This window comes from Nocardia sp. FBN12, from assembly GCF_050320175.1.
In the GTDB taxonomy this organism is placed as follows: Bacteria; Actinomycetota; Actinomycetes; order Mycobacteriales; family Mycobacteriaceae; genus Nocardia.
In genome coordinates this window covers 4,501,336-4,526,885 of the sequence record NZ_CP190048.1, presented here as the reverse complement: position 1 = coordinate 4,526,885, position 25,550 = coordinate 4,501,336, and the positions used below count along the sequence as shown (strand labels likewise).

General features: G+C 67.1%; 26 protein-coding genes. 9 read left to right on the top strand and 17 right to left on the bottom strand.

The window, feature by feature from the left end; translation table 11 throughout:
* Positions 1-51: 51 nt before the first annotated feature.
* The 7 genes from ACQHI0_RS21485 to ACQHI0_RS21455 form a co-directional block, all read right to left on the bottom strand.
* Complete coding sequence (locus ACQHI0_RS21485) at positions 52-1,710, bottom strand: acyl-CoA synthetase (RefSeq protein ID WP_427903638.1); 1,659 nt, start codon at positions 1,708-1,710, stop codon at positions 52-54.
* 132 nt (positions 1,711-1,842) lie between these two features.
* Positions 1,843-3,465: an acyl-CoA synthetase gene (locus tag ACQHI0_RS21480; protein WP_427903637.1), complete on the bottom strand. Its 1,623-nt coding sequence runs from the start codon at positions 3,463-3,465 to the stop codon at positions 1,843-1,845.
* 111 nt (positions 3,466-3,576) lie between these two features.
* Positions 3,577-4,071, bottom strand: coding sequence for a helix-turn-helix domain-containing protein (locus ACQHI0_RS21475; protein ID WP_427903636.1), 495 nt, complete (start codon positions 4,069-4,071; stop codon positions 3,577-3,579).
* A 99-nt stretch (positions 4,072-4,170) separates the two neighbouring features.
* Entirely contained in the window at positions 4,171-4,803 is a 633-nt protein-coding gene (locus ACQHI0_RS21470; RefSeq protein ID WP_427903635.1) for a hypothetical protein, read from the bottom strand.
* Positions 4,804-4,968: 165 nt separating this feature from the next.
* Positions 4,969-5,346: a hypothetical protein gene (locus ACQHI0_RS21465; protein ID WP_378953027.1), complete on the bottom strand. Its 378-nt coding sequence runs from the start codon at positions 5,344-5,346 to the stop codon at positions 4,969-4,971.
* The gene (locus ACQHI0_RS21460) at positions 5,343-5,645 is read right to left on the bottom strand and encodes a type II toxin-antitoxin system Phd/YefM family antitoxin (protein WP_427903634.1); all 303 of its coding nucleotides are present in this window, start codon (positions 5,643-5,645) and stop codon (positions 5,343-5,345) included. Before ACQHI0_RS21460 ends, ACQHI0_RS21465 begins: the two co-directional genes overlap by 4 nt.
* 74 nt (positions 5,646-5,719) lie before the next feature.
* Entirely contained in the window at positions 5,720-6,703 is a 984-nt protein-coding gene (locus tag ACQHI0_RS21455) for an AurF N-oxygenase family protein (RefSeq protein ID WP_427903633.1), read from the bottom strand.
* A 223-nt stretch (positions 6,704-6,926) separates the two neighbouring features.
* On the opposite strand from ACQHI0_RS21455, the gene ACQHI0_RS21450 reads away from it, so the two are divergent.
* A complete protein-coding gene (locus ACQHI0_RS21450; protein WP_427903632.1) occupies positions 6,927-7,889 on the top strand; it encodes a DUF5996 family protein in 963 nt (320 codons plus the stop codon).
* Between the two features lie 21 nt (positions 7,890-7,910).
* On the opposite strand, the gene ACQHI0_RS21445 is transcribed toward ACQHI0_RS21450, so the two are convergent.
* The 3 genes from ACQHI0_RS21445 to ACQHI0_RS21435 form a co-directional block, all read right to left on the bottom strand.
* Complete coding sequence (locus ACQHI0_RS21445) at positions 7,911-8,939, bottom strand: TIGR03617 family F420-dependent LLM class oxidoreductase (RefSeq protein ID WP_427903631.1); 1,029 nt, start codon at positions 8,937-8,939, stop codon at positions 7,911-7,913.
* A 173-nt stretch (positions 8,940-9,112) separates the two neighbouring features.
* Positions 9,113-10,327, bottom strand: coding sequence for an acyl-CoA dehydrogenase family protein (locus tag ACQHI0_RS21440; RefSeq protein ID WP_427903630.1), 1,215 nt, complete (start codon positions 10,325-10,327; stop codon positions 9,113-9,115).
* A gap of 29 nt (positions 10,328-10,356) precedes the next feature.
* On the bottom strand, positions 10,357-11,754 hold the full coding sequence (locus tag ACQHI0_RS21435) for an acyl-CoA dehydrogenase family protein (protein WP_393341410.1): 1,398 nt from the start codon (positions 11,752-11,754) through the stop codon (positions 10,357-10,359).
* A gap of 127 nt (positions 11,755-11,881) precedes the next feature.
* Here ACQHI0_RS21435 and ACQHI0_RS21430 point away from each other — a divergent pair, with 127 nt between their 5' ends.
* Complete coding sequence (locus ACQHI0_RS21430; RefSeq protein ID WP_427903629.1) at positions 11,882-13,294, top strand: glycosyltransferase family 39 protein; 1,413 nt, start codon at positions 11,882-11,884, stop codon at positions 13,292-13,294.
* A gap of 92 nt (positions 13,295-13,386) precedes the next feature.
* Here ACQHI0_RS21430 and ACQHI0_RS21425 read toward each other — a convergent pair whose 3' ends face one another.
* Positions 13,387-14,148: an alpha/beta fold hydrolase gene (locus ACQHI0_RS21425; protein ID WP_427903628.1), complete on the bottom strand. Its 762-nt coding sequence runs from the start codon at positions 14,146-14,148 to the stop codon at positions 13,387-13,389.
* Positions 14,149-14,208: 60 nt separating this feature from the next.
* Here ACQHI0_RS21425 and ACQHI0_RS21420 point away from each other — a divergent pair, with 60 nt between their 5' ends.
* On the top strand, positions 14,209-14,592 hold the full coding sequence (locus ACQHI0_RS21420; protein WP_427903627.1) for a MerR family transcriptional regulator: 384 nt from the start codon (positions 14,209-14,211) through the stop codon (positions 14,590-14,592).
* Between the two features lie 60 nt (positions 14,593-14,652).
* Here ACQHI0_RS21420 and ftsX read toward each other — a convergent pair whose 3' ends face one another.
* From ftsX to ACQHI0_RS21390, 6 genes are all read right to left on the bottom strand, one after another.
* On the bottom strand, positions 14,653-15,555 hold the full coding sequence (gene ftsX / locus ACQHI0_RS21415) for a permease-like cell division protein FtsX (RefSeq protein WP_427903626.1): 903 nt from the start codon (positions 15,553-15,555) through the stop codon (positions 14,653-14,655).
* Positions 15,555-16,244 carry a cell division ATP-binding protein FtsE gene (gene ftsE / locus ACQHI0_RS21410; protein ID WP_427903625.1) on the bottom strand — a complete coding sequence of 230 codons (690 nt, stop codon included), beginning with the start codon at positions 16,242-16,244 and terminating at the stop codon, positions 15,555-15,557. The genes ftsX and ftsE overlap by 1 nt, the downstream gene beginning before the upstream one ends.
* Positions 16,245-16,298: 54 nt before the next feature.
* A complete protein-coding gene (locus ACQHI0_RS21405) occupies positions 16,299-16,454 on the bottom strand; it encodes a hypothetical protein (RefSeq protein ID WP_427903624.1) in 156 nt (51 codons plus the stop codon).
* Positions 16,441-17,298: a mechanosensitive ion channel family protein gene (locus tag ACQHI0_RS21400; RefSeq protein ID WP_427903623.1), complete on the bottom strand. Its 858-nt coding sequence runs from the start codon at positions 17,296-17,298 to the stop codon at positions 16,441-16,443. Before ACQHI0_RS21400 ends, ACQHI0_RS21405 begins: the two co-directional genes overlap by 14 nt.
* Positions 17,299-17,426: 128 nt before the next feature.
* The gene (prfB, locus tag ACQHI0_RS21395) at positions 17,427-18,545 is read right to left on the bottom strand and encodes a peptide chain release factor 2 (protein WP_427903622.1); all 1,119 of its coding nucleotides are present in this window, start codon (positions 18,543-18,545) and stop codon (positions 17,427-17,429) included.
* 90 nt (positions 18,546-18,635) lie between these two features.
* Positions 18,636-19,493: a helix-turn-helix transcriptional regulator gene (locus ACQHI0_RS21390; RefSeq protein WP_427903621.1), complete on the bottom strand. Its 858-nt coding sequence runs from the start codon at positions 19,491-19,493 to the stop codon at positions 18,636-18,638.
* A gap of 141 nt (positions 19,494-19,634) precedes the next feature.
* Here ACQHI0_RS21390 and ACQHI0_RS21385 point away from each other — a divergent pair, with 141 nt between their 5' ends.
* The 6 genes from ACQHI0_RS21385 to ACQHI0_RS21360 all read left to right on the top strand — a co-directional run bounded on the left by ACQHI0_RS21385 (position 19,635) and on the right by ACQHI0_RS21360 (position 25,507).
* Entirely contained in the window at positions 19,635-20,219 is a 585-nt protein-coding gene (locus ACQHI0_RS21385; RefSeq protein WP_427903620.1) for an NADPH-dependent FMN reductase, read from the top strand.
* A 121-nt stretch (positions 20,220-20,340) separates the two neighbouring features.
* Positions 20,341-21,126: a histidinol-phosphatase gene (gene hisN, locus ACQHI0_RS21380; RefSeq protein ID WP_427903619.1), complete on the top strand. Its 786-nt coding sequence runs from the start codon at positions 20,341-20,343 to the stop codon at positions 21,124-21,126.
* A gap of 94 nt (positions 21,127-21,220) precedes the next feature.
* Positions 21,221-23,221 (top strand): DNA helicase RecQ, encoded by a 2,001-nt coding sequence (gene recQ, locus ACQHI0_RS21375; RefSeq protein ID WP_427903618.1) that lies wholly within the window; start codon positions 21,221-21,223, stop codon positions 23,219-23,221.
* A 134-nt stretch (positions 23,222-23,355) separates the two neighbouring features.
* On the top strand, positions 23,356-23,589 hold the full coding sequence (locus tag ACQHI0_RS21370) for a hypothetical protein (RefSeq protein WP_427903617.1): 234 nt from the start codon (positions 23,356-23,358) through the stop codon (positions 23,587-23,589).
* Between the two features lie 200 nt (positions 23,590-23,789).
* A complete protein-coding gene (locus ACQHI0_RS21365; protein ID WP_427903616.1) occupies positions 23,790-24,404 on the top strand; it encodes a YdcF family protein in 615 nt (204 codons plus the stop codon).
* Between the two features lie 164 nt (positions 24,405-24,568).
* Positions 24,569-25,507 carry an acyl-ACP desaturase gene (locus ACQHI0_RS21360; RefSeq protein ID WP_427903615.1) on the top strand — a complete coding sequence of 313 codons (939 nt, stop codon included), beginning with the start codon at positions 24,569-24,571 and terminating at the stop codon, positions 25,505-25,507.
* Positions 25,508-25,550: the final 43 nt, after the last annotated feature.

Here is a 25,550-nt window from a genome sequence, read left to right as displayed (position 1 = left end):
TGATGATAGTCGACGCCCGTCGACCGCCCAGGTCAGACGGCCGAACGAGCCTCAGTCCGCCTCGACGGCCATCTCGACGAGCGGCTTGCGCAGCAGCTTTCCCGTCGCGTTGCGGGGCAGTTCGTCGACGAAGATCACCTCGCGCGGCACCTTGTAGCGGGCCAGGTTCTCGCGGACGAAGTCCTTGATCTCCTTGGCGTCGCGCTTGGATTCCGGGCCGGGCACCACGATCGCGCGCAGGCGTTTGCCGTAGTCGTGATCGTCGACGCCGACCACCGCGGCCTCGAACACGTCGGCGCGGCCCGCGATCAGGTTCTCCACTTCCAGCGGGAAGACGTTCTCGCCGCCGGAAACGATCATGTCGTCATCGCGGCCGTCGATGAAGAGCAGGCCGTCGGCGTCGAAATGGCCGACGTCGCCGCTGGACATCATCCCGTCGACCATCTCCTTGGTCCGCCCGTCGGTGTACCCGGTGAACGCGAACCCGTTGTCCACGAAGATCGTTCCGGTGACATTCGGCGCGGTGATCGGCTTGCGGTTCTCGTCGAGCAGCACGATCCGGATGCCGACCGGCGCCTTGCCCGCGGTGGTCGGCGCCTTGCGCAGATCCGCCGGGGTGGCCACCGTCATCACCGCGCATTCGGTGGAGCCGTAGAGGTTGTAGAGCGAATCACCGAAGTAGTCGAGGGTGCGGGTCACCACGTCGGGCGCGATCGCCGAGCCCGCGGCGAAGATGACCTTCATCGTCGACGGGTCGTACTTCGCCAGGATCTGCTCGTCCAGATCGAGGATGCGCTGCAGCATCGTCGGCACCACGACCAGCGAATCCGCCTGGTACTTCACCACATTGGCGAGTGTCTGCTCCGGGTCGAACTTGCGCTGCTGGAAGATGACCCGATTGCCGAGGGCCAGACCGAGGGTGAACTGCGACAGGCCGGTGCCGTGGAAGATCGGCGCCGCCATGATCATGGTGCCGTTGTTGGGCAGCGGCACCCGATCCACGAACTGCGCCGAGGCGAACGGGCTCACCTTGTCGCGCGGTGCGCCCTTGGGGGTGCCGGTGGTGCCACTGGTCAGGATCACCATGCCGCCGGGCTTGCTCGGCGCGGCGACCGGCGTGGTCGACCGATCCGCCGACAGCGTCGCCACGGTCGGAATCGACGGATCCACCCCGTGCGCCTCGTCGACCCAGGTGAGCACGCGCGGGATCTCGGTGGGGATGGCGCTCATGAGATCCATGAACTCGCTGTCGTGCAGCACCGCCTTGACCTTCTCGCGGGCGGCCACGTCGGCGAACTGCGGCTTGGCGAAGCCGGTGTTCATCAGCACCGCGCGCACGCCGAGCTTGCCCGCCGCGAGCAGGCTCAACACCATGCCGCGATGGTCGCGGGCCAGCACGGCGATCACGTCGCCCTCGTTGATCCCGTTCGCACGCAGGCCGCGGGCGAAGGCGTTGGATTGCGCGTCGAGTTCGCCGAAGGTGATCTCACCCAGTTCGTCGACGATCGCGCCCGCGTCCGGCCTGCTCTGGGCGGCGTGCATGACCACACCGGCGAACGGGCCGAACTTGGAGACATTGCGAAACGATCGGGCAGCGTGGTCGAGGCGCAGCGGGTTGAACAGCTTGCGATCCACCATGACTTTGACGCCGAGGGCGAAGTCACCGGCACGCCGGGCAGTACCACCGAGCGCGGGGAGAGACAGAGACATCGAACAGCCTTCCGGCAGACCGAGCCCACGCAGAACCGCAGGCCGGACCGCGTCTTCGAGATCCAGTGCTGCTGCTAACACTAGCAAGCAATCCGGCCGCGCTGTCTACTCCGTAGTAAGGAGGGCTGATTCCTAGGAGATCTCATAGTCGATGAGGGTGCGGCGCACGATCTTGCCGGTGGCGTTGCGGGGCAGTTCCTCGAGGAAGATCACCTCGCGCGGCACCTTGAACCTGGCCAGGTTCGCCTTGACGTGCGCCTGGAGTTCAGCGGCCTCGACAGTGTGGCCCTCTTCGAGGACCACGAAGGCGCGCAGACGTTTGCCGAATTCCGGATCGTCGACGCCGATCACCGCCACGTCGAAGACCTCGGGCCGCTCGACCAGCAGGTTCTCGACTTCCTGCGGGTACACGTTCTCGCCACCGGAGACGATCATGTCGTCATCGCGGCCGTCGACCATGAGCAGGCCCGAGTCGGTGAAGTGGCCCATGTCGCCGCTGGACATGAACCCGTCGATGATCTGCTTGTGCCTGCCGTCGGTGTAGCCCTCGAACGGCGCGCCACTGCGCACGAAGATCCGGCCACGGGCGCCCGGAGTCTTGACCAGCTGGTCCTGGTCGTCGTACAGGCGAACCTCGCAGGTGATCGGCGAACGGCCGACCGTGCCCGGCGCTTCGGCCAGCTCGGCCGGGTTCGCGATGGTCGCGATGGCCACCTCGGTCGACCCGTAGAGGTTGTAGAGCACCGGACCGAAGGCCTCGGTGGCCTTGATGCACAGCTCCGGGGTGAGCGCGGAACCGGCGAACAGGATGACCTTCAGCGAGGACAGGTCGTACTTCGCGCGGACGTTGGCGGGCAGTTCGGTCATCCGGTGCAGCATCGTCGGCACGCACACGAGCATCTCGACCTTGTGCTCGGCGATCGCGGCGAGGGTGGCCTCGGCGTCGAAACGACGGCGCATGACGATCTTGTTCGACAGGATCGTGTTGACCAGCCAGGTGCCGAGACCCGTGCTGTGGAAAATCGGCGACACGATCATCGCGGTGCCCCGCTTGGGAAAGGGCACGCGGTCGACGAACTGGGCGGTGGCCATCGGCGTCACCTTGGTGCGCGGTGCGCCCTTGGGCAGGCCGGTGGTGCCGCTGGTGAGGATGATGAAGCCGCCCGGCTTGCTCGGTGCGGGCAGGTCCTCGGTGGAGTTGTTCGCGATGAGATCGTCGAATGTGGTGGCACCAGCGGGGAGTGCGGTGCCTTCGTCGACCCAGGTGAGGTAGCGCGGCAGGTCGGCGGGCAGTGCGTCGAGCAGGCCGAGGAACTCGCTGTCGTGCAGCACCGCGCGCACGTTCTCGCGTGCGCACACCTCCGCGAACTGGGGTTTGGCGAAGCCGGTGTTCATCAGCGCGATCCGCGCGCCCAGCTTGCCCGCCGCGATCATCGACATGATCAGGCCGCGATGATCGCGCGCCAGCACGGCGATGACCGTGCCCTCGCCGATGCCCGTTTCACGCAGGCCGCGGGCGATGGCGGTGGATTGCTGGTCGAGTTCGCGGTACGTGAGCTCACCGCGTTCGTCGACGAGGGCCACCTGATCGGGGGCGACACGAGCCGAATGGCGCACGAGGGTGGCCTGCGGGCCGTAGATCTTCGATTCCTTCATCGTCCGCAGGGTCTCGAGCGGTGTCTTGGGATCGGAGACGCCACGTGAGCGCAGCACTCCGATCGCCTTCACGCTTTCGAGCAGATGTGACAGGTTCACGCGACTACCTCCGCAGCATTGATCATTCGACGCTCACCGTAGCAGTCGATGTGCCGTGTATCACAGTAGTCTATCCGGACATTTGGGACATCTCCCGAAAGATCGCCCAGATCAGCGCTGCGCGGCCGCCAGTGCCGCGAGCAGCGGGACGAGTCGGCCTTCCGGCACCTCGAAACGACCGAGGCCCGCGGTCTGCAACCAGCCGACAGCCGCGAGCTGCCGCAGGTGCTGGTAGATATCGGCCGAGGTGCCGAGTTCTTCGATGGCGGCGAGATCGGCGGCGGTCCTTCGTCCGTAGACGATCTCCTGCAACAGCCGCAGGCGCACCGGGTTGGCCAGTGCGGCAAGGCAATTGGCGGCCTCGATGGTCCACACATCGCCGACGATGGCATCGGTGGCGTATTGCTCCTGCCAATCGAAACGCTCGCCGGTCGGCAGCTGCAGCGCGCCCGCCAGCAGCACACCGCCGGTGCGTTTCCCGGCATCGGCGAACTCCTGCCGCAGCCGTGCCACCGCCCACGGAAGCTGCGCGTCGTCGGGGTGCGCGCTCTCCAGGGCGGCAACCCGCCGTTCCAATTCTTCGAGTCGGTCGACCAGATCCTCCACGCCGGTCAACCTACGCCACACCGAAGCTGTTGCGCTGCATCATCGAAACAGCGACGCACCCCGGGTCCGTCTGGTACCGGGGTGCGTCGTGGACGAGAGTTAACGCGTGACGGCGCCGAACGACGGCTGCTGGATCGTGCCGAGCTTGTAGGCGAACCCGTCCGGGTGTGCCTCGTCGACCGGCACGGACCAGCGGTGCCACAGGTTGCCGTAGACCGCCGCCACGACCATCCCGCCACCGCTGTTCAGCGGTGCGGTGCGGATGGTGGTGTCGACCGGCACGTCCATGTGCTCGCTCAGGACCGCGGTGCCGCTCTGCCCGTTGGACAGGTTCAGCCACATGACCTCGAGCTTGGCGCCGCCCTGATTGGGCGAGATGGTGCCGGGTCCGCCGAAGAAGCCGAGGCGGAAGCCGTCGATATCGAGGGCGATACCGGAGCCGTACACCCCTGGCCCGCCGCCGTTCTGGCCGATATCGGAGGTCGCCGGGATCTGGAACGGTTGCGCGGGCAGCGCGACATCGACCGTGCCGTCGGCGGCAAGCTTGTCGAGGGCGGCGAGTGCGCCTGGATTGTTCGCCACCGACGTACGCAGCTGCGCGACGGCCGCGGCCACATCGACGGTCTGTGGCGTCGGGTCCGCGACCGCGGGGCCCGCGAAAACGATGGCGACGGCGGCCGAAGTGACGGCTACCGCGGTGGTGAAGCGACGCATGAAACTCAGATGATGCATAACCAGCTCTCCTCGAGTGTTCCTGGTCTAGCTTTTCCCTGGTAATTCGTCCGCTGTGTGAGTCGGTCGGGCTATCAGCCGCCGACCACCTGTGCACGGTACCGATACCGGATGTGGGATCTGTCACTACCCCGGGAAAGTCGAGTTCAGGGCCTCGAGGGTTGATTACGGCATGTTCGCGATCTCGACCTTGTAGCCGCGATACAGCTCGGGTTTGGCGGTGAGGACCGGCATATCCAGATTCTGCGCGGTGAACACCACGGGCGCGATCAGTGGCCAGTCGAGGTGGTCGTCGGCGATCGGCACGGTGGTGCCGATGCGGATCGCGGTGGGGGCGTCGAGTTCGGCCCAGCGCACGGCGACGCGATTGTCGAGCAGGCGCCCGAGTTCGTCGATGTTGTCGACGGCGCGCATCGCGGCCATCAGACTCACGGTGGGCACCACCAGGATTCGGCGCTGCTGGGTGAACTGGCGCATGATCACCTGCCCGAACAGCGGCGACAACGCCAGCGAGGTGAGCGCGGTGTGGTCGGCGACGCTCACTGGCGACTGTCCAGCGCGCCCATCAGCTTGGTCAGTTTGGCTTCCGCCTCGGCGATGTCTTCCGCGGAATGCTGGGTGATCCTGGCGTCGAGTTTGCCCAGGATCTGTTCGCGCAGATCATCGTTGAAGTACGCGGGCGGCAACGCCGCGTGCCGCAACACCTCAGCAGGTACCACCGCGACCAATTCTTTCCCCTCCCGCGTCACGATCACCGGCCGTCCGCTCGCGGACACCCCGTCGAAAACACTACCGAGCTGACCGCGTAACTCGGTCAGCGGCACACTGTCGTAATCGGCCATAGTCAACTGTACATCGTGGTGTACAGTCCCGCTGCCCAACGTCCCGCCGGAACGGTACTCCGGCGGGACGTCGCTCAGGCAACCTTGCGGGCAGGTTCGCTGCGGTAGCGGGTGACCGGGCCGTCGATGCCGAGCAGGCGCCAGGTCAGCTTGGCGACCGGGTTCATCAGGCCGCTGTTGGTAGCCAGTGCCCGCACGTCGCCGAAGATATTGCGCATCGTGGTCTGCGATTCCTCGCTGTTCCAGTACGCGTCGCGCATGACCTCCGCCGGAATGTCGAACTTCTCGACGAATTCCTTCGGCGGCGTCATGATCATGTCGAGCATCACCCGCATGGCGATCGGGAAGGCCACGGAGAGCACCGATTTCGTGATCGGGTTCATGCCGGGCACATTGCGCCGCAGGTATTCGTGGGCGAAGGAGATGTGGCGGGCTTCCTCGGCCACGTGGATCTGCATGACTCGCTGCACCATCGGGTGCAGGTCGACGCCGGCGCGCAGCAGCGACTTCTGCAGGTGATCGATCGGCTCCTCGCCGCCGAGGATCATCGTGAAGAACAGCTCGGGGAAATACTTCACCGCGGGCCAGATGGCCATCGTCAGCTTGCGATCGATGGTGCCCATGCCGACCACATCGCGATAGCCGATGCGATTGATCATCTCCTGGAACATCATCGTGTGGTTGCACTCTTCGGCAGCCTCGTGCGTGATGTACCGGAATTCCGGGTCGCCGTTGGGAACCGACACCAGATACTGCATCAGCCCGCGGATCAGCAGCTGCTCGAAATCCAGGCCCACCTTGGCGATGCCGGCCTGGCGCCACATGCCGATGGCGATCTGCTTCTCGATCGGCTGGGCCTTGTACCAGGGGTGGCGACCGAGCGGGTCCTCCTCGGGCATGATCCAGCGCGGATCGTCGCGGTGTACGGCGAACTCCGGGGATTCCCAGTCGATGTCGACGTAGGGGTCGAAGTGCCGGTTGACCGAGCCTTCGGACAGGTTGCGCAGGATCTCGTGGTACTCGGGATCGGTGGCGGTGTTCTTGACTGTCGACAGCATCAGCGGTGTCTCCTTTGGTGTGGCGCAGCCCTACGTTATATGAGACTCGGAGTCTCACACAACCCCGCTGGCGGTGGTGTCCGCCCTTGCGGCGCGATCTACCAGCGCCGACGTACGATGAAACGTCGCAGGACACGCCCGAACGGTTGACCAGTCAGCCAGCGCACCTGGCTGTGAACGGGCGGGACCCTCGGGGTCTCGCACCGAGAGAGCGAGGATTCCGATGGCACGTTCCACTCCCGCCGAGGCCGTCTGGCCGACCCTGCGCGTCGATTCCTGGTCCGACACCCGCGACACCCTGCATATGTGGTCGCAGATCGTCGGCAAGCTGAAAATGGCCGGGACACCGCTGGTCAATCACTGGTGGAATGTCACGTTCGCGGTCAGCGCCCGCGGAATGGCGACCGGGGCGATTCCCGTCGACGGCCGCCTGCTCGACATCGAATTCGACTTCGCCGACCACGAACTCGTCCTGCGCAGCAGCGACGGCCGCCACGCGACGATCGCCCTGCGCCCGCGCACGGTCGCCGATTTCTACGCCGAACTCGGCCACGTGCTCGGCCGACTCGACATCGTGGTCGACATCGAGGCCTCACCCAACGAAGTCGACCCGGCCATCCCGTTCGCCGAGGACACCACCCACCACTCCTACGACGCGGACGCCGTCCACCTCTTCTGGCAGCAGCTCGTTCAGATCGAGCGGGTGTTCCAGCTCTGGCGTGCCGGTTTCGCCGGGAAATCCAGTCCGGTGCAATTCTTCTGGGGTTCCTTCGACCTGGCCTGTACCCGCTTCTCCGGCCGCACAGCGCCCCTGCACCCCGGCGGCGCGCCCCACTGCGCCGACTGGGTGATGGAGGAGGCCTACTCCCGCGAATGCGCGAGCGCCGGCTTCTGGCCCGGCGGCGCGGAGGGCACCTTCTACGCCTACTCCTACCCAGCCCCCGACGGCTACTCCGCCCGTCCCGCGGGGCCCGACGGCGCCGCATGGGATTCCACCCTGGGCGAATTCGTCCTGCCCTACGAGGTGGTTCGACAGTCGCCCGACCCCGACGCCACCCTGCTGCACTTCCTCGACACCACGTACGCCTCCGCGGCCGAGCTGGCGGGGTGGGACCGCGCGCTGCTCGACGTCAACCCGCACCGCCTCGACCGCCGCCTGCACCTCGACGACACCACCGCGCTCTGACCGCCTTCGCCTGGTGCGAAATCACAACTCCCGCAACAGTTCGGTCAGCAGCACGGGGTCGACCCGATAGGGCGTGTTGAATCCGAGCCGCTCGACGATGCCGTCATAGCGCTCGTGTAGTTGCGCGGCCGCGCGGACGGGGTCGGTGGCGGTGATCGCGACGGCATCGAGGAAATCGTCGTCGATGAGGTCGGCCATCCGATCCCATTCCCCGGTCTTGGACATCGTTTTCAGCCGGGGTCCGAGGTCGGCCCGATCGTGCAGCTCGAGGATCGGCCAGTAGGCCGGTGTCGATCCGTAGAACGCCAACTGCTTGCGGATGGCCTGCCTGGCCGCGGCGAGTTCGCTCGCCGATCTGCCGGTCGCGACCATTGCCGAATGGTGGATCACGATGTCGCCCACCGGTTTCCCCGCGCGCGTCGCGCCTTGCGTCAGGGCGGGCAGGGTCACCTCGCGCAGAAATCTCGGAGTGCAGAACGGGTGCGACATGAATCCGTCGGCGACTTCCCCCGCGACCGCCGTCATCGCGGGCCCCACGCCCGCGAGATAGATCGGCGGCGGCCCGAACCCGGCCACCTCGGCGGCCGCGGGACGGAACAGGGGCGGCATCAGGGTGTGCTGATAGAACTCACCCTGGTAGTCGAGCCGCCCACCCTGCTCCCAGCTCGTCCAGATGGCACGCACCGCCAGCACCATGTCGCGCATCCGATCGGCAGGTCGGCTCCACGGCATCGAGTAGCGCCGGGTGATGTGCGCGCGGATCTGGCTACCAAGGCCGAGAACGAACCGTCCGCGCGAGTAGGCCTGCAGATCCCAGGCGATGGTGGCGAGCAACAGCGGGTTCCGGGCGAACGCCACCGCGATCGAGGTACCGAGCTCCACCCGCTCGGTGTGCTCGGCGGCAAGCAACAGCGGCAGAAACGGGTCGTGCGCCCCCTCGAACGTCCAGATGCCCGCGTACCCCGCGCTCTCGGCGGCCGCGGCATCCTTGCCCATCGTGGCGAGCCAGCCGGTCAACGTTGTATCGATCTTCAACGCCACGAATCCCATCACCGTCGTCTGCCGTCCGGCCGTCAGTGTTCGTGACAGCGCGAAACGATTCGGCCCTCACCGTATCGCGCGCGGAGCCGACCCCGGGCCGATCTGGCAAACGCCGATCTCCGCCCGGAAACGAAAAACCGGTGCGAGTCGCAATGACTCGCACCGGTTCGTCGACTATCAGCTCACTTCAGTTCGGCGCTGGTCTTTCCGAGCACGCGGCGAGCCACGATCAGCTGCTGGATCTGCTGGGTGCCTTCGAAGATGTCGAGGATCTTCGAGTCGCGGGCCCACTTTTCGAGCAGGGTGCGCTGGGAGTAGCCGATGGTGCCGGCGAGTTCCACTGCCTTGAGGGTGACGTCGGTGCCGGTGCGACCCGCCTTGGCCTTCGACATCGAGGCCTCGAGGGAGTTCGGCTTCTTGTTGTCGGCCATCCAGGCGGCGCGCAGGGAGAGCAGGTAGGCCGATTCGTAGTCGGCTTCCATGCGCAGGAATTCGGCGGCCGCGGCGGACTGGTTCATCGCGGGGGTGTCGTAGGAGATCTCGACACCCGCCTCGGTGAGGACGGTGCGCAGTTCCTCGAGCGCGGCGCGGGTGACGCCGACGGCCATGGCCGCAACGAGAGGACGGGTGTTGTCGAAGGTCTGCATGACCCCCGCGAAACCCTTCTCCACGTTGACTTCCGGCGAGCCGAGGATGTTGTCGGCGGGGATGCGGCAGTCCTGCAGCAGCAGCACCGCGGTGTCGGAGGCCTTGATGCCGAGCTTGTGCTCGAGCCGCGCCACCGACAGGCCCGGAGCGTCGCGGGGGACGACGAAGGACTTGATCGCGGCGCGACCGAGGCTCTTGTCGACCGAGGCCCACACCACGATGTGGGTGGCGCGCGCACCCGCGGTGACGAAGATCTTCTCGCCGTTGAGGACCCACTCGTCGCCGTCGAGGGTGGCGGTGGTGGTGACGGCGGCCGAGTCGGAACCGAAGGACGGCTCGGTGATGGCCATCGCGGCCCACACCTTGCCGAACCGCTCCAACTGCTCGTCGGTCGCGACCGCGGCGATCGCGGCGTTGCCCAGGCCCTGGTAGGGAATGGTGAGCATCAGGCCCGCATCGCCCCAGCACGTTTCCAAGGCATTGAGCAGCGCGGACATGTTGCCGCCGTTGGCATTCGCGGTGATGTCGGTGGCGGCCTCGTCGTTACGGCCGCCCGCGGCGCCACCGATCTTCTGGGTGCCGGAATCGGCGAGCCCTTCGATCATGGCGGCCATCGTGTCGAGCTCGACCGGGTACTCGTGCTCGGCGAGGTCGTACTTGCGGGAAATGGGACGGAAGATCTGCGAGGCGACCTGGTGGGCCTGGTTGGCGCTCGCCTTCAGCTTCTTGGGGAGTTCGAGATTGATCATGAGGGGGCTCCTGGAAGTGAGAAACGGGCCTAGACCAGCACGATGCCTTCGGCGACACCGACGGAACGAAGGTCGCGGTACCACCGCTCGACCGGGTGTTCCTTGGTGAAGCCGTGGCCGCCGAGCAGCTGCACGCCGTCCAGACCGATCTGCATGCCCTTGTCGGTGGCCAGCTTGCGGGCCAGCGCCGCCTCACGGGCGAACGACAGACCCTGCTCCGCGCGCGACGCACCCCGCAGGGTCACGAGACGGAGGCCGTCGAGCTCGATCGCCATGTTGGCGACCATGAAGGCCACCGCCTGACGGTGCGAGATGGGCTCGCCGAACGCCTCACGCTCGTTCACGTACGGGATCACGTAGTCGAGCACTGCCTGGCCGGTGCCGATGGCCAGGGAGGCCCAGCCCAGCCGGGCGAGCTGCACGGCGTCGCCGTATTCGGCGGCGCGGATCTTGGCGTCACTGTCGCCGAGGACGGCGTCGGCGCCGACGGCCACGTTGTCCAGGATCAGCCGGCCGAGGCCCGCGGCGCGCAGACCCATGCTCGGGTCGGCTTCCACGGACAGCCCGGCGGTATCGGACTCGACGATGAACAGCGCGGGGCGCCCGTCGAGCTCGGCGGCCACGATGAACAGTTCCGCGTCGGCCGCGGCCGGAACCAGGCTCTTCACGCCGTTGAGCTTGTAGCCGCTGGGGGAGCGAACGGCCTTGGTCTGCAGCGCGAACGGGTCGAACAGGGCGCGCGGCTCGTTGATCACCACGGACGCCTGCGGCACGCTCTCGCCGGTGAAGGCCGGGAGGTAGGTCTGCTGCTGGGCGTCGGTGCCCCACTGCGACAGGGCGACGGTGACACCGCTCGGCGCCAGAATCGGCAGCGCCAGACCCATGTCGCCGTGCGCGAGCGCCTCGGCCACCAGGGAGTTGGTGACGGCGCCGCGCTCGGAAGCCGCGCCTTCGAGCTCCTCGGGCACGTTGATCAGGGTGATGCCGAGTTCGGCCGCGCGCTCGAGCAGATCGCGTGGGGCCTTGGCGGCATTGTCGGCGTCGTAGGCCGCGGGGCGCAGGATCTCGCCCGCGAAATCACGTACCGTCTCGACGATCATCTGCTGCTCGTCGGACGGGGTCAGATCGAAGTAGTCCTTGGTCTTGGACTCGTTGTCGACCAGACGCTTGGGCTCACCGCCGCCCGCGACCTTGGCGAACGTACGAGTGGCCGCGCCCAGGGTACGGAACCCGGTCTTGGTGCCCTCGTAGGTGACTCGCTCGATCGGCTTGCGCAGGTTGTACTTGCCCGCGAGCTCCGACCCGGTAATGGTCGTCAAAGCGCGCATCGCGGCGCCCATCCAGTCCCGCTTGGGCTGGCTGAGACCGACCGCGGACGTGTCGTTCGGACGTCGCTTCGTCGCGCTGTCTCGAGTGCTCATCATCACCTGATTTCCTCGGCTGTCGGGGTGCCTTCGACCCCACCTATCTTACTCCTCGGTAAGACTATCTTACTCCGGAGTAAGAAGTGCGCTGACCCGTCGGGGAATCGCCGGTTTCTGTCACCCTGGTCGAGTGCCCGTCATCGCGTCGGTTTTCGCGCTCGTCCTGCTGGTGACCTCGGGACGTTACGGCTACCACCGCGACGAGCTGTACTTCCTGGCCGCGGGTCGGCGGTTGGACTGGTCTTACCCTGATCAGCCGCCGTTGTCGCCGTTTCTGGCCAGACTCATGGCTGCGGTCGATCCCGATTCGTTATGTGTCATGAGATTGCCCGCCATCGCGGCGGCCACGTTCGTGGTGGTGTGCGCCGGGTTGATGGCGGGGGAGTTGGGTGGTGGGCGCGGGGCACGGGCGCTGGCCGCCGGTGCGGTGGCGAGTTCGGCGCTGGTGCTTGCCGTGGGGCATCTGCTGGGGACGACGGTGTTCGATCTGGCCGCCTGGTCGCTGATCTGTCTGCTGGTGTTGAAACTCGGGCGGGATCGGCGATGGTGGCTGGTGATCGGGCTGGTCGTGGGGATCGGCTTGCAGAACAAGGTGCTGTTGATCGTGCCGGTTCTCGTGCTGGCCGCGATGCTCATGGTGACGGGCGAGCGAAAGCTGTTCACCACCAAATACTTCGGGTTCGGCGTCGCTGTCGCACTGGTGCTGCAGCTGCCGTATCTGTGGTGGCAGGCGGCCAACGGGTTTCCGCAGTGGGAGCTGAGCAGGGCGATCGCCGGCGGTTCTTCGGGAACCTCGGATACGCCGATCATGTTCGTGCTCTTGCAGTTCGGGCTGATCGGGGTGTTGCTGGTGCCGCTGTGGGGGTACGGGCTGTGGCGGTTGTGGAACTCGCCGTGGCGCGCGTTCGCGCTGACCTACGCGGTGTTGTTCGTTGTGTTTCTCGCGACTGGGGGCAAGGCCTACTACCTCGGCGGGATGTATCCGGTGCTGCTCGCGGCGGGTGCTGTCGGGCTGGGTCGATGGCTGGGAGATGACCGAAGACGGTGGGCGGCAGTCACCTCCGTGATCACTGTCAACGCGCTGCTGTCGGCGCTGTTGTTCCTGCCCGTACTGCCGGTCGCGTTGCTGCGCGACTCGCCCATCCTCGCGATCAACTACGACGCGGGCGAAACCATCGCCTGGCCCCGGTATGTCGAACAGATCGCCGCCGCACGCCCACCCGGCGCCCCCATCCTCACCGCCAACTACGGCGAGGCAGGCGCGATCGAGCGCTACGGCTCCGAATATGCGCTGCCCACACCGCATTCCGGCCACAATGCCTACTGGTGGTGGGGGCCTCCGCCGGACTCCGCGACAGAGGTCCTCACCGTCGGCATCGACCGTGAACGTCTTACCGCACTGTGTTCGACCATCGAGCCCGCGGGCGTGCTCGACAACGGCCTCGGCATCGACAACGACGAACAGGGCGAGCCGATGTTCCTCTGCCGCAACCCGATCCGTCCGTGGTCGCAGCTCTGGCCACAGCTGCGCACGCTCGGCTGAGGGGACCCGACCGGCGCGCGCCGCAGCGGATCTGAGGACGTGGCGTCGATGCTCGGACACTGGGCCCGAGCCGGACGGATCTCCGCGGGGATCTAGAGGCGGTGACGGTCGAGGAAGCCGGTCAGCAGCTTCTCCCATTCGTCGAGGCGTTCGGCCATGACAACATGGCCTGCTTCGATTTCCGCGTACTCGGCGCCGGGAATCCCGGCGGCGAGCGCACGCGAATTGGCCGGGTCGACGAGGAGGTCGGCGGTGGTGGCGACGACGAGGGTCGGGACCGTGAGGGTGGCGAGATCGGCGGTGGTGTCGACGGTTTCGATCAGGGCGGCCTGTTGGCTGGTGCCGCCGGGAATCGAGTCGGCGGTCTGCCGGACCATCTCGTCGACGGCCGCGGCCGGGAGACTGTTGACGAAATCGGTGGAGAAGCCGGTGAGCAGGACCAAGCGGGCGAAGGATTCGTGCTCGCCCCGGTCGAGCAGGTCCTGCCAGGCCTGTACGGCCAACCGCGCTCGATTGTCGGGTGCGGCCAGACCGGCGGTGAGCAGCAGGCCGGTGACGCGTTCGGGATGACGTGCGGCAGCGCGCACGGCCACCGCGGTGCCGAGCGAGAAACCGACGATGGTGAAGGTCTCGACGCCGGCGTCGACGGCGGCCGCTACCAGGGCATCGGCGAGGCCATCGAGGGTCAACGGGGTGTCGTCGCCCGGATAGTCCGGGGCGACGACGGTGTGCCCGGCGGCGAGCGCGGGGATCACGGTGCCGAAGTTGCTCTCGATCGAGCCACCCCCGCCGTGTGCGAGGAGGATGCCGGGGCCGGTGCCGTGGATGCTGGTCTGGAGCGGAATTGTTGTCATACGGGCGACGTTAGGGATTCACATGGGTGTGAAGGTCAAGCCGAAGGTGCCGGTGATCAGATGCTGATCGGCGAACTGGCGCAGCGCACCGGGGTCGCCACCCGGCTGCTGCGCTACTACGAGGAGCAGGGTCTGCTGCATCCGCACCGTGACGGCAACGGCTATCGCAGCTATCCCGAATCCGCGCTCGCGACGGTCGCCCGGATCAGAGAACTGCTGGCCGCGGGATTGAACAGCGATGACATCGCCCAGCTCATGCCGTGCGCGGAAGACGACGGACCAGTCCAGGCCTGTGAGATGTCGGTACGGATCATGGCCGACCGATCCGTCGAATTGGACCGCCGCATCGCCGATCTCGATCGCCAGCGGTCCCACCTCGCCGCGCAGCTCGACGCGAGCCTCGCCATCGCCGCGGGAGCCACCGTGGCACGTGGCGGCAACTAGCCGATCAGCCCCGGCACCGGCGAGCATCCACGCGGCCGGACCCGCTCACACGGTCTATGTCTATTCGCGCACGTAGTAGCGCAGGGTGAGATAGGCCGTGACGGCGGCGAAAACGATGCCGACGGGCGCGATCGTCAGGGCGACCACCGCGATGTCGTCGCCGGTGATGCGCGGGAAGACATTGCTGTCGAACAGCGGGCCAAGCGCGCGATCGATCACCAGCGGGCGGGCGATGACCAGCCCGAGGATCGCGAGTACCGAACCGACGAAGGCGGCCGCGACCGCTTCGAGCAGGAACGGTAGCTGCGTATACCACCGGGTCGCGCCCACCAGGCGCATGATGCCGACTTCCGTGCGCCGGGTGAACGCGGCGATCTGCACCATGTTCAGCACCAGCAGCATCGCGGCCAGCGCCATCACCAGCGCCAGGCCGAACGCGGCATTGCGCAATCCATCGAACAGGCTGGTCAGCCGGTCGACGAATTCCTTGTCATTGGCGACGATCCGCACGCCCGGCCGCGTCGCGAAGCTGTCGTAGATGTGCTGATACTGATCGGCGTCGGTCATCTTCACCCGCAACGAAGCGGGCAGCGGTGAGTCGGAAATGTACTGCACCATCTCCGGCTGATCCGCGAACAACTTCTTCGCCTCTTCCAGTGCGTCGGCGCGGTTGAGGAACTGCACGCTCTCCACGCCGGAGGTCTGCTTGAGGTCGGCGAGCAGCACCTTGCACGGATCGGCGGCGCAGTCGGGGTCGGTGTCGGAGACCGCGTCGTCGAGGTAGAAACGCACCTCGAGGCGGCCGATGAAGAAGTTCTCGGTCTTGTCGGCCATCCGCACCGACAGCAGGCCGCCGCCGAGCATCATCAGCGACACCGCCGTGGTCAGGATCATCGCGATGGTCATCGTGAGATTGCGGCGCAGGCCGTCGATGACCTCGGTGAACAGGAAACTCAGTCGCATTATCGACCCACCCCGTAGACGCCGGTCGCTTCGTCGCGCACGAGTCTGCCGTGGTCGAGTTCCACCACCCGCCTTCGCATGGCGTCGACGATGTGGTTGTCGTGGGTGGCCATCAGCACCGTGGTGCCGACCCGATTGATCCGTTCCAGCAGCGCCATGATGTCGGCGCTGGTATCGGGATCGAGGTTGCCGGTCGGCTCGTCGGCGAGCAGGACCAGCGGCCGGTTGACGAACGCGCGCGCGATCGCGACCCGCTGCTGCTCACCGCCGGACAACTCCGAGGGCAACCGCTGCCCCTTACCGCCGAGCCCGACCATGTCGAGCACCTCGGGCACCGTCCGCTCGATGAACTGACGCCGCTTGCCGATCACCTCCAGCGCGAACGCCACGTTCTGTTCCACGGTCTTCTGCTGCAACAGCCGGAAGTCCTGGAACACGCAGCCGATCCGCTGCCGCAACTTGGGCACCTTCCGTCCCGGCAGCCGGTCGACGCGGAAGTCCGCGACCCGGATCTCGCCCGAGGTCGGCGCCTCTTCCTTGAGCAGCAGTCGCATGAAAGTCGACTTGCCCGAGCCGGACGGGCCGATGATGAAGACGAACTCGCCTTTTTCCACATCGACGGAAACGTTGTCCAGCGCCGGTCGTGTCGAGGTCGGGTACGACTTGCTCACGTTGCGCATGGTGATCACGGGGAGCCAGTGTAACCAGCACCGGGGGTGGCTCAGCTGGTCGCGACGCGCCGATCAGCGTCCGGGTTCGGCATTCACCCAGGTCGGGACGGCATTGAGGAACGATGTCGAGCCATCCGGCGTCGTCTCGGTCGGTTTGACGAAAACGTAGACGACAAACGTCGACAGCCACGCCGCCATCAGGATCGCTGTGGACTTACGTGGTTTCACTGATTCCCTCCTTACGCAGGGCCGCGGCGACGCGCACGCGCAGTTCGCGGCCCACTTCGAATTGTTTGCCTGGCAATGTGCGGGCAACCATCCGGATGTTCATCACGTCGAGCGAGAGATCTTCGACACCCATCACCGACGGCTCGTCGAGCAGCAGCGGTTTGAGGCGACGATCCTCGTAGGCCTTGGTGCAGACCTCGTGCAGGATCTCGTTGATCTTGGTGATGTCGGCCTGCGCGGAGACCGGCACGTCGATCGCGGCGCGCGCCCAGTCCTTGGACAGGTTGGTGACCTTCACGATCTGTCCGTTGGGGACGATGATCACCTCACCGTCGGAGTTGCGCAGCGTGGTGATGCGCAGGGTCACGTCCTCGACGGTGCCCTCGGCCGGATCGGCCGAGCCGGTGACCGCGATCTGCACCACGTCACCGAAGCCGTACTGGCGTTCGGTGATCAGGAAGAACCCGGCCAGGATGTCCTGGACGATGCGCTGGGCGCCGAAACCGAGCGCGGCGCCGAGCACCGCGGCGGGCGCGACCAGACCTGTCACCGAGAAGCCGAGCCGGCGCAGTACTTCCATGCCGACCAGCACATACACAATGGTCAGCACCACCCACGTGACCACCTGGGCCAGCGCGTGGCGGTGTTTGGCCGCTTCGGTGCGGACCAGGGCGTCGCTCGTCTGGAAACCCGAGTCGATCTTGGTGGTCACCCTGTCGCGTAAGAACGCGGCGAACCGGCCGAACAGCATCGCGCCGACGATCAGCAGCACGATTTCGAGCCCACTGGAACGCATCCAGTCGGTGATCTCGGGTCCGCTGTTGGCCGCGAGGACCTGGGTCATCGCGTCTCCTTCATGGACCTGCACAGGCACAGTTTCGGTTCGGTCGAACGCACACCAGAAAGGTTACAGGTCGGTCACGGCGTGCGGTCAAACGTGGTGAAGCGCACGGTTTCTGAGCGAACAGCTGGCTACGCGTCGTCCTGATCGCGCATCCGCCAACGGATTCCGGATTCGATGAAGCCGTCGATGTCACCGTCGAGTACCGCGGTCGGGTTGTTGACCTCGTGGTTGGTGCGCAGGTCCTTGACCATCTGGTACGGGTGCAGCACGTAGGAACGCATCTGGTTGCCCCACGAGGCGCCCTCGTTGGTCTTGAGCGCGTCCATCTGGGCACGCTCCTCCTGGCGCTTGCGTTCCAGGAGCTTGGCCTGCAGCACGCGCATCGCCGAGATCTTGTTCTGCAGCTGCGACTTCTCGTTCTGACAGGTCACGACGATGCCGGTCGGGATGTGGGTCAGGCGCACCGCGGAGTCGGTGGTGTTGACCGACTGGCCGCCGGGACCCGACGAGCGGTACACATCGACGCGGATGTCGCCGTCCGGGATCTCGATGTGGTCGGTGGTCTCCACGACGGGCAGGACCTCGACCTCGGCGAAAGAGGTCTGGCGGCGGCCTTGGTTGTCGAACGGACTGATCCGGACCAGGCGGTGTGTGCCCATCTCCACCGACAGCGTGCCGTAGGCGTAGGGCGCCTTCACCGCGAAGGTGGCGCTCTTGAGGCCCGCCTCTTCGGCGTAGGAGGTGTCGTAGACCTCGACGGGAAACTTGTGCCGCTCGGCCCAGCGGATGTACATGCGCATCAGCATCATCGCCCAGTCGGCCGCGTCGACGCCGCCGGCGCCGGAACGGATGTTGACCAGCGCGTCGCGCTTGTCGTACTCGCCCGAGAGCAGGGTGCGCACTTCCATCGCCTCGATGTCCTCGCGCAGGGTCGCGCGTTCGGCATCGGCATCGGCGGTGGCTTCGGCGGCGGCCGCGTCTTCTTCGGCTTCGGCCAGCTCGTAGAGCACCGGCAGGTCCTCGAGGCGCTGGCGCAGATCCTCGACGCGGCGCAGTTCGCTCTGCGCGTGCGAGAGCTCGCTGGTCACCTGCTGGGCGTGCTCCTGGTTGTTCCACAGCTCGGGATCGGCGGCCTGGTGCTCGAGTTCGTCGATGCGGCGGCGTAGCTCCTCGACATCGAGGACCGACTCGACCGTCTTGAGCGTGGTGTCGAGTTCTGCGAGGTCGGCGATAACGTCAGGATGCACGATGTCCTAGGCTACCGGTCCCCTCCGACACCGGGGTTTGTCGGGCCGCGACCGTGGGGTATCGGGCGCGATTTCCCTGCGTATTCGGTCTCAGCTCGCGATGGCGCGCAAGCCGCCGGGGCGACGTCCGACCAGCTGGTCCAAGGCTTTCGCGCTGGCCTCGTCGGCCGGGAGCAGGACGTAGAGCGATTGGTCGTCGTCGATCGACAGATCCAGTGATTCGTATGCCAGGCGCAGCGTGCCCGCCTCGGGGTGACCGAGGCGGTTGATCCCACCCGATGGTGGCAGTCCGGGCAGGGTCGCGAGGCGGCCGGTGAACGGACCGCCCGCGGTGACAGTGAGCTCGTCGACCAGGGCGGCGACCATCGGATCGGCGCGGAACGGGCCCTGTTTGAGCGAGGCGACCAGCTTGTCGGCGGCGCTATCCCAGTCCGGGTACAGCTCGCGGGCGCCGGGGTGAGTGAAGACGAACCGGGCCAGGTTGGCGGGTTCGCCCTGTTCGAACAGCCCGCTCGGCGCCATCAGCTTTCGATAGCCCTCGGTGCAGGCCAGGATCTCGGTGCAGCGGTTGGTGATCGCGGCGGGCGCGGGCTCGAGCTGGGCGAGGACGGCCAGGATCGTGGGGCGCACGGTGCGGTTGGGACCGTTCTCGGCGGCGCCGCAACTGAAACCGGACACGCCTTTGCTGAGTTGGTGCAGGTGGACGCGCTCGCGAGGACTCAACCGCAACGTCTCGGCGAGCGCGGACAGCACCTGGGCGGACGGATGGCTGTCGCGGCCCTGCTCGAGCCGGATCAGGTATTCGACGCTGACGCCTGCCAACATCGCGACCTCCGCGCGGCGCAGGCCCGGCGTGCGCCTGCGTTGTCCCGTGGGCAGCCCGACCTCGGCGGGGGAGACCGCTTCGCGGCGGGTCCGCAGGAACAGCCCCAGTTCGTTGTCGCTCACCTCATCGACGGTACCCAGCCCGGCGCACCGGAGAGTAGCCGTGCCACTACCACTCTCAGCGTGGTCTCCCTGCGACGGTCGCGGTCCGCGAGATTTGGTTGCACCGGCTGATCGGGCCGGTTCGACGAAGAGGAGAACATCGTGTCCGCACTGAAGCTCGCGATCATCATCGGCAGCGTCCGCGAAGGCAGATTCGGCCCCGTGGTCGCGAACTGGTTCGCCCAGCAGGTCGACGACCGCTTCGAGGTCGACATCATCGACCTCGCCGAGGCCGAAGTGCCCGCCGCGCTGCCCGCGGTGCCGCCCATGATGGACCCCGACCCGGTGCGCCCCGCAGGCATGCGCGACCTCACCGACCGCCTGGCCGCCGCCGACGCGTACGTCATCGTCACCCCCGACTACAACCGCAGCTACCCCGCCGCCCTCAAAGCCGCCATCGACTGGCACTTCACCGAGTGGGACGCCAAGGCGATCGGCTTCGTCGGCTACAGCGGCGGCTCCGGCGGCCTGATGGCCATCGAGCACCTGCGCCAGGTCTTCAACGAACTCAACGCCCACACCGTCCGCAACTACGTCTCCTTCCCGCGCTACTACCTGCTCTTCGACGAGAACGGCCAACTGCGCGACCCCGAACAGCCCACCGCGGACGCCACCGCCCTGCTCGACCAGTTGCATTGGTGGACAACCGCTCTGGTCGCGGCGAAAGCCGCCCAGGTCGCGGCCTGACCAGATCCTTCGTCGCGTTCTCACCCGCCCGGCCGGAGCAGCTGAGTTCGGGCGGGCATCGGAATCGCTGTCGGCGCCGCCGCGAACTCGAGCGCGCCGGTTCGGCGAATACACTCTCCGCGTGGCTGCCTACTCCGCTGACCTGGACCTTGCCCTGCGACTGGCCGACGAGGCCGACGCGATCTCACAGGAACGCTTCGGCGCCGTCGATCTGAAGGTCGACTCGAAGCCCGACCTGACCCCCGTCTCGGATGCCGACCTCGCGGTAGAACAGATGATCCGCCGCGTACTCGCCGAGGAGCGCCCCGCCGACGCCGTGCTGGGCGAGGAATTCGGCGGCGACGCCGAGTTCACCGGCAGGCAGTGGGTAGTCGACCCGATCGACGGCACCAAGAACTTCGTCCGCGGCGTACCGGTGTGGGCCAGCCTGATCGCCCTGCTGGAAGACGGTGTCCCGGTGGTGGGCGTGGTGAGCGCGCCCGCGCTGGGCAGGCGCTGGTGGGCCGCCGCCGGTTCGGGTGCGTGGGCGCGGGTCCACCCCGGTGCGCCCAAGCCGATCTCGGTGTCCGCGGTCACCGAGATCGACAACGCGAGCCTGGCCTTCTCCAGCCTGTCCGGCTGGCACGAGCGCGGCCTGCGCGAGAAGTTCATCGACCTCACCGACGCGGTCTGGCGGGTTCGTGGCTACGGTGATTTCTTCAACTATTGCCTGGTCGCGGAGGGTGCGGTGGATATCGCCGCCGAGCCGGAGGTCTCGCTGTGGGACCTGGCGGCCCTCGATGTCCTGGTCCGTGAGGCGGGTGGCGCGTTCACCGCCCTGGACGGGCGGCCCGGCCCGCACGGCGGCGACGCCGTGGCGTCCAACGGCCCGCTGCAAGACGAGGTCCTGGCCCGTTTGCGCGGGTGAATCGAGTTATCCACATGTGAGCAACTTCCGTATCCGCCGCCGTCTCCTTCGGTCGACGGGCTGCGCGACCGGCGCTCGCTCGTAGGATGGCCCGGTGAGCAATTCCGGCGCCACAGCCCCCGATGTCGAAGACTTCCCGCCCGAAGACTTCCCACCCGACGACGCGTACCCGTCCGACGGCGGGTATGTCTCCGAGCACGACTTCGCCGACACCGGCCACTTCCATTTCGACGATCTGGCCCCGGCCACTCCCGGCCGGGTCGCGGCACCAGACCACGCCGAGACCGCCGACGAGGTACTACGCCGCGTCTTCGGCTACGACAGTTTCCGCGGCGACCAGGCGGCCATCGTCGAACAGGTCGTCGGCGGTGGCGACGCGCTGGTGCTGATGCCGACCGGTGGCGGAAAATCCCTCTGCTACCAGGTCCCGTCGCTGGTCCGTGATGGTGTCGGCGTCGTCGTCTCACCGCTGATCGCCCTCATGCAGGACCAGGTCGATGCACTGAGTGCCCTCGGCGTGCGGGCCGGATTCCTCAACTCCACCCAGTCGCCGGATCAGCGGCGGACCGTGGAAGCGCAGTTCGTTTCAGGCGATCTGGACCTGCTCTATCTGGCGCCGGAACGCCTCCGACTGGAAGCCACGCTGCGGCTACTCGACCGGGGCAAGATCGCCCTGTTCGCCATCGACGAGGCGCACTGCGTGTCGCAGTGGGGCCACGACTTCCGGCCCGACTACCTCGCGCTGTCGCTGGTGCACGAACGCTGGCCCGATGTCCCGCGCATCGCGCTCACCGCGACCGCCACCGAGAAAACGGCCGCCGAGATCGTCGAACGCCTGGATCTCGGCGCCGCGAAGCAGTTCATCTCCAGCTTCGACCGGCCCAATATCCAGTACCGGATCGAATCGAAGAACCGCGCCGACCGCCAGCTGCTCGACTTCATCCGCGCCGAGCACCCCGGCGACGCGGGCATCGTCTACTGCCTCTCGCGCAATTCGGTGGAGAAGACCGCGGCCATGCTCAACGAGAACGGCATTCGCGCGGTGCCCTATCACGCGGGCCTCGACTTTCGGACCCGTGCCGAGAACCAGTCCAGATTCCTGCGCGAAGACGGCCTGATCGTGGTCGCCACCATCGCCTTCGGCATGGGCATCGACAAGCCCGACGTGCGTTTCGTCGCCCACCTCGACCTGCCCAAATCGGTGGAGGGCTACTACCAGGAGACCGGCCGCGCCGGCCGCGACGGACTGCCGTCGACGGCCTGGATGGTCTACGGCCTCAATGATGTTGTGCAGCAACGCAAGATGATCGATGCCAGCGAGGGCGACGCCGCCCATCGCAGGCAGTTGCAACTGCACCTCGACGCCATGCTCGCCCTGTGCGAGACCGTCGGCTGCCGGCGCGCCCGGCTGCTGAACTACTTCGGCCAGTCCGGCGGCGCCTGCGGCAACTGCGATGTGTGCCTGAACCCGCCCGAAACCTGGGACGGCACGGTGCCCGCGCAGAAGCTGCTGTCCACGGTGCTGCGGCTCAAACGTGAACGCGGACAATCGTTCGGCGCGGGCCACCTCGTCGACATCCTGCTCGGCAAGACCAACCAGAAGATCACCCAGCACCGGCACAACGAGCTCTCGGTCTTCGGCATCGGTACCGATCTGCGCGATACCGAATGGCGCGGGGTGGTCCGGCAACTGCTCGCGGGCGGTCTGCTCGCCGTGCAGGGCGAATACGGTGTCCTCGCGCTCACCGACGAGAGCAACGCGGTGTTGTTCGAGGGCAGAAAGGTGCCGCTGCGGCGCGAGCCCGAACGCGCCGAACGTGCCGCCCGCCCCGCGCGCACGGGCAAGTCGGCCAAAGCCGCCGTCGACCTGCCCGCCGCCGACGTCCCGCTGTTCGAGCGTCTGCGGGCCTGGCGCGCCGCCACCGCCAAGGAACAGGGCGTGCCCGCCTACGTGGTGTTCCACGATGCCACCTTGCGCGAGATCGCCGCGCGCAAGCCCGCCGACCTCGCCGCCCTCGGCACCGTCGCAGGCGTCGGCGAAAACAAGCTGGCCCGCTACGGCGAGGGGGTGCTGACGACCCTCGGCGAGGAATAGGCCGGACGCCCGGATGCCCCGGCGATTCGCGAAGACCGGCGCCCGTCGGCGCTCATGCGCCGCCCACAAGGGTGTACACGCGCGGCGGAAAGGAACCCGCACCGAATCGGACGACCCCGAGTTACTGTCGAGTCATGGCGAATGGTGAAGGCTCCGACAGCGAATCGTCGGGCAGCAGCCCGAGCGCGGGAGGCGATTCTCCGACACCTCCGATGCCGCACCGTCACATCGATCCGGTCGTCGCACCGACCCTCCTCGGCACGCACCACACCGCGATCCACCGCGGCCGACCGCGCTGGTCCACCCTCGCCCTGATCGCCGTCTTCGCCGCGGCCCTTGTTCTCTACCTTGTCCTGAGCCCGGGCTGACGCCAGCGCCGCACCGACCGATCGTCAGCGTTTCGACGATTCCGGAAATTTTGCGATGCCACGCACCAGCGCGGGCCGACATGCGCATGTGAGTTGTCGTAACCGCAGGTCAAAGGGATACCTGCCGTCGTCACCCCGGCGCACCGTTGCCGAGCGGGATCGATCACCGAGATCGGCCCGAGCTCGAGGAGGCGACGGCAATGGTGCGGTGGACTTGGAGTACGCGGGTGGTGTGCGCGGCGATCGCGGTATCCGGATTGGCCTGCGTGCCGGTACCCGCCGGTGCCGACCTGTCGGCCCCACCCGGTCTCGACTTCGCGCGAGCCCTCGGCACGCCGACCCTGCCCGGAATCTACGGCCCCGACACCGCGGTGGTGGTCCTCGGCTACGGCCTCACACCGGAGGGCACGATGCGCGAGGAACTGGTCCGACGACTGCGTGCGGGCCTGGCCCAAGCAGTCTTCGCGCCGTGGTCACCGATCATCGTTACCGGCGGCAACCCGCAGGCCGGCCTGTCCGAAGCCGACGCGATGGCCGATTGGCTGGTGGCCGCGGGCATCGACCAGAGCCGGATCATCCGCGAATCCGAGGCCGATTCGACAGTCGCCAATGCTCGCAATACCGCGGCGATGCTCGCCGACAAGGGCCTGCGCTCGGTCGTGCTCGTCACCTCCGAGGACCACATCGCCCGAGCCAGAGGCGCTTTCGCCGACGCGGGTGTGCTCGTTGTCGGCGACCTCACGCCCGACCGCGCCCAGTGGGATGCGGTGCCACTGCACATCGGCCGCTTCGGCCCAGCGCCCTCGGCCGGATGATGTGTACCCAGCCTGTGCCCCGGCGGTGCCGAAACGCGGTGCGCAGGCACCCTTCCGGCGTCGCTGTGACCGATCATCGCCGCAGGTCGGCAGTTGTGATGAGTAGTCGCGGAATTCTGGGCAATAACCCCGAGAACCCGCCCCTCGCCTCGTAACGTCGACCCATGACGCTCCACCTGTCCGACAGCGACATCCTCGCCGAGCTCGAGCCGACGGCCGAAGCCAACCTCAACGACCACCTGGCCAAGGCCAAGATGTGGCACCCCCACGATTACGTGCCGTGGGACGAGGGCCGCAACTTCGCGGCCATGGGTGGCGACGACTGGGACCCCGAACAGTCGCGGCTGAGCGAGGTCGCCAAGGCGGCGATGATCACCAATCTGCTCACCGAGGACAACCTGCCCTCCTACCACCGTGAACTCGCCGACACCTTCGGCTTCGACAACGCCTGGGGTACCTGGGTCGGCCGGTGGACCGCCGAGGAGAACCGCCACGGCATCGTCCTGCGTGACTACCTCGTCGTGACCCGCGCCGTCGACCCGGTCGCGCTCGAAGAGGCCAGGATGTCGCACATGACCGCGGGCATCGCCAAGCCCGAGAAGGGTTCGCAGTTCCTCAAGGGCGTCGCCTACGTCACCCTGCAGGAACTCGCGACCAGGATCAGCCACCGCAACACCGGTGCCCTGTGCAACGACGCGGTCGCCGATCGCATGCTGGCTCGCATCGCCACCGACGAGAACCTGCACATGATCTTCTACCGCAAGCTCTGCGCCGCGGCGCTCGATCTCACTCCCGACGAGACCATGCGCGCCATCACCGATGTGATCCTGCGTTTCCAGATGCCCGGCCTCAACCAGCCCAACTTCCGGCGCAACGCGGTCCTGCTCGCCAAGCACGGCGTCTACGACCTGCGCCAGCACCTCGATGTCGTGCTGCGCCCCACCCTGCGCACCTGGCGCATCTTCGAGCGCACCGATTTCGGCGCCGAAGGTGAAATCGCCCGCGACGAGCTGCACACCTACCTGCTCGACCTCGAGGTCAAGGCGGCCCGTTTCGAAGAGCAGCGCGACCGTTCCCTGGCCAGGGCCGCCGCCAGGGTCTGAGTCAGCCATGGAATAAACCGCTGGCGCCGTCACTTACAGTTGA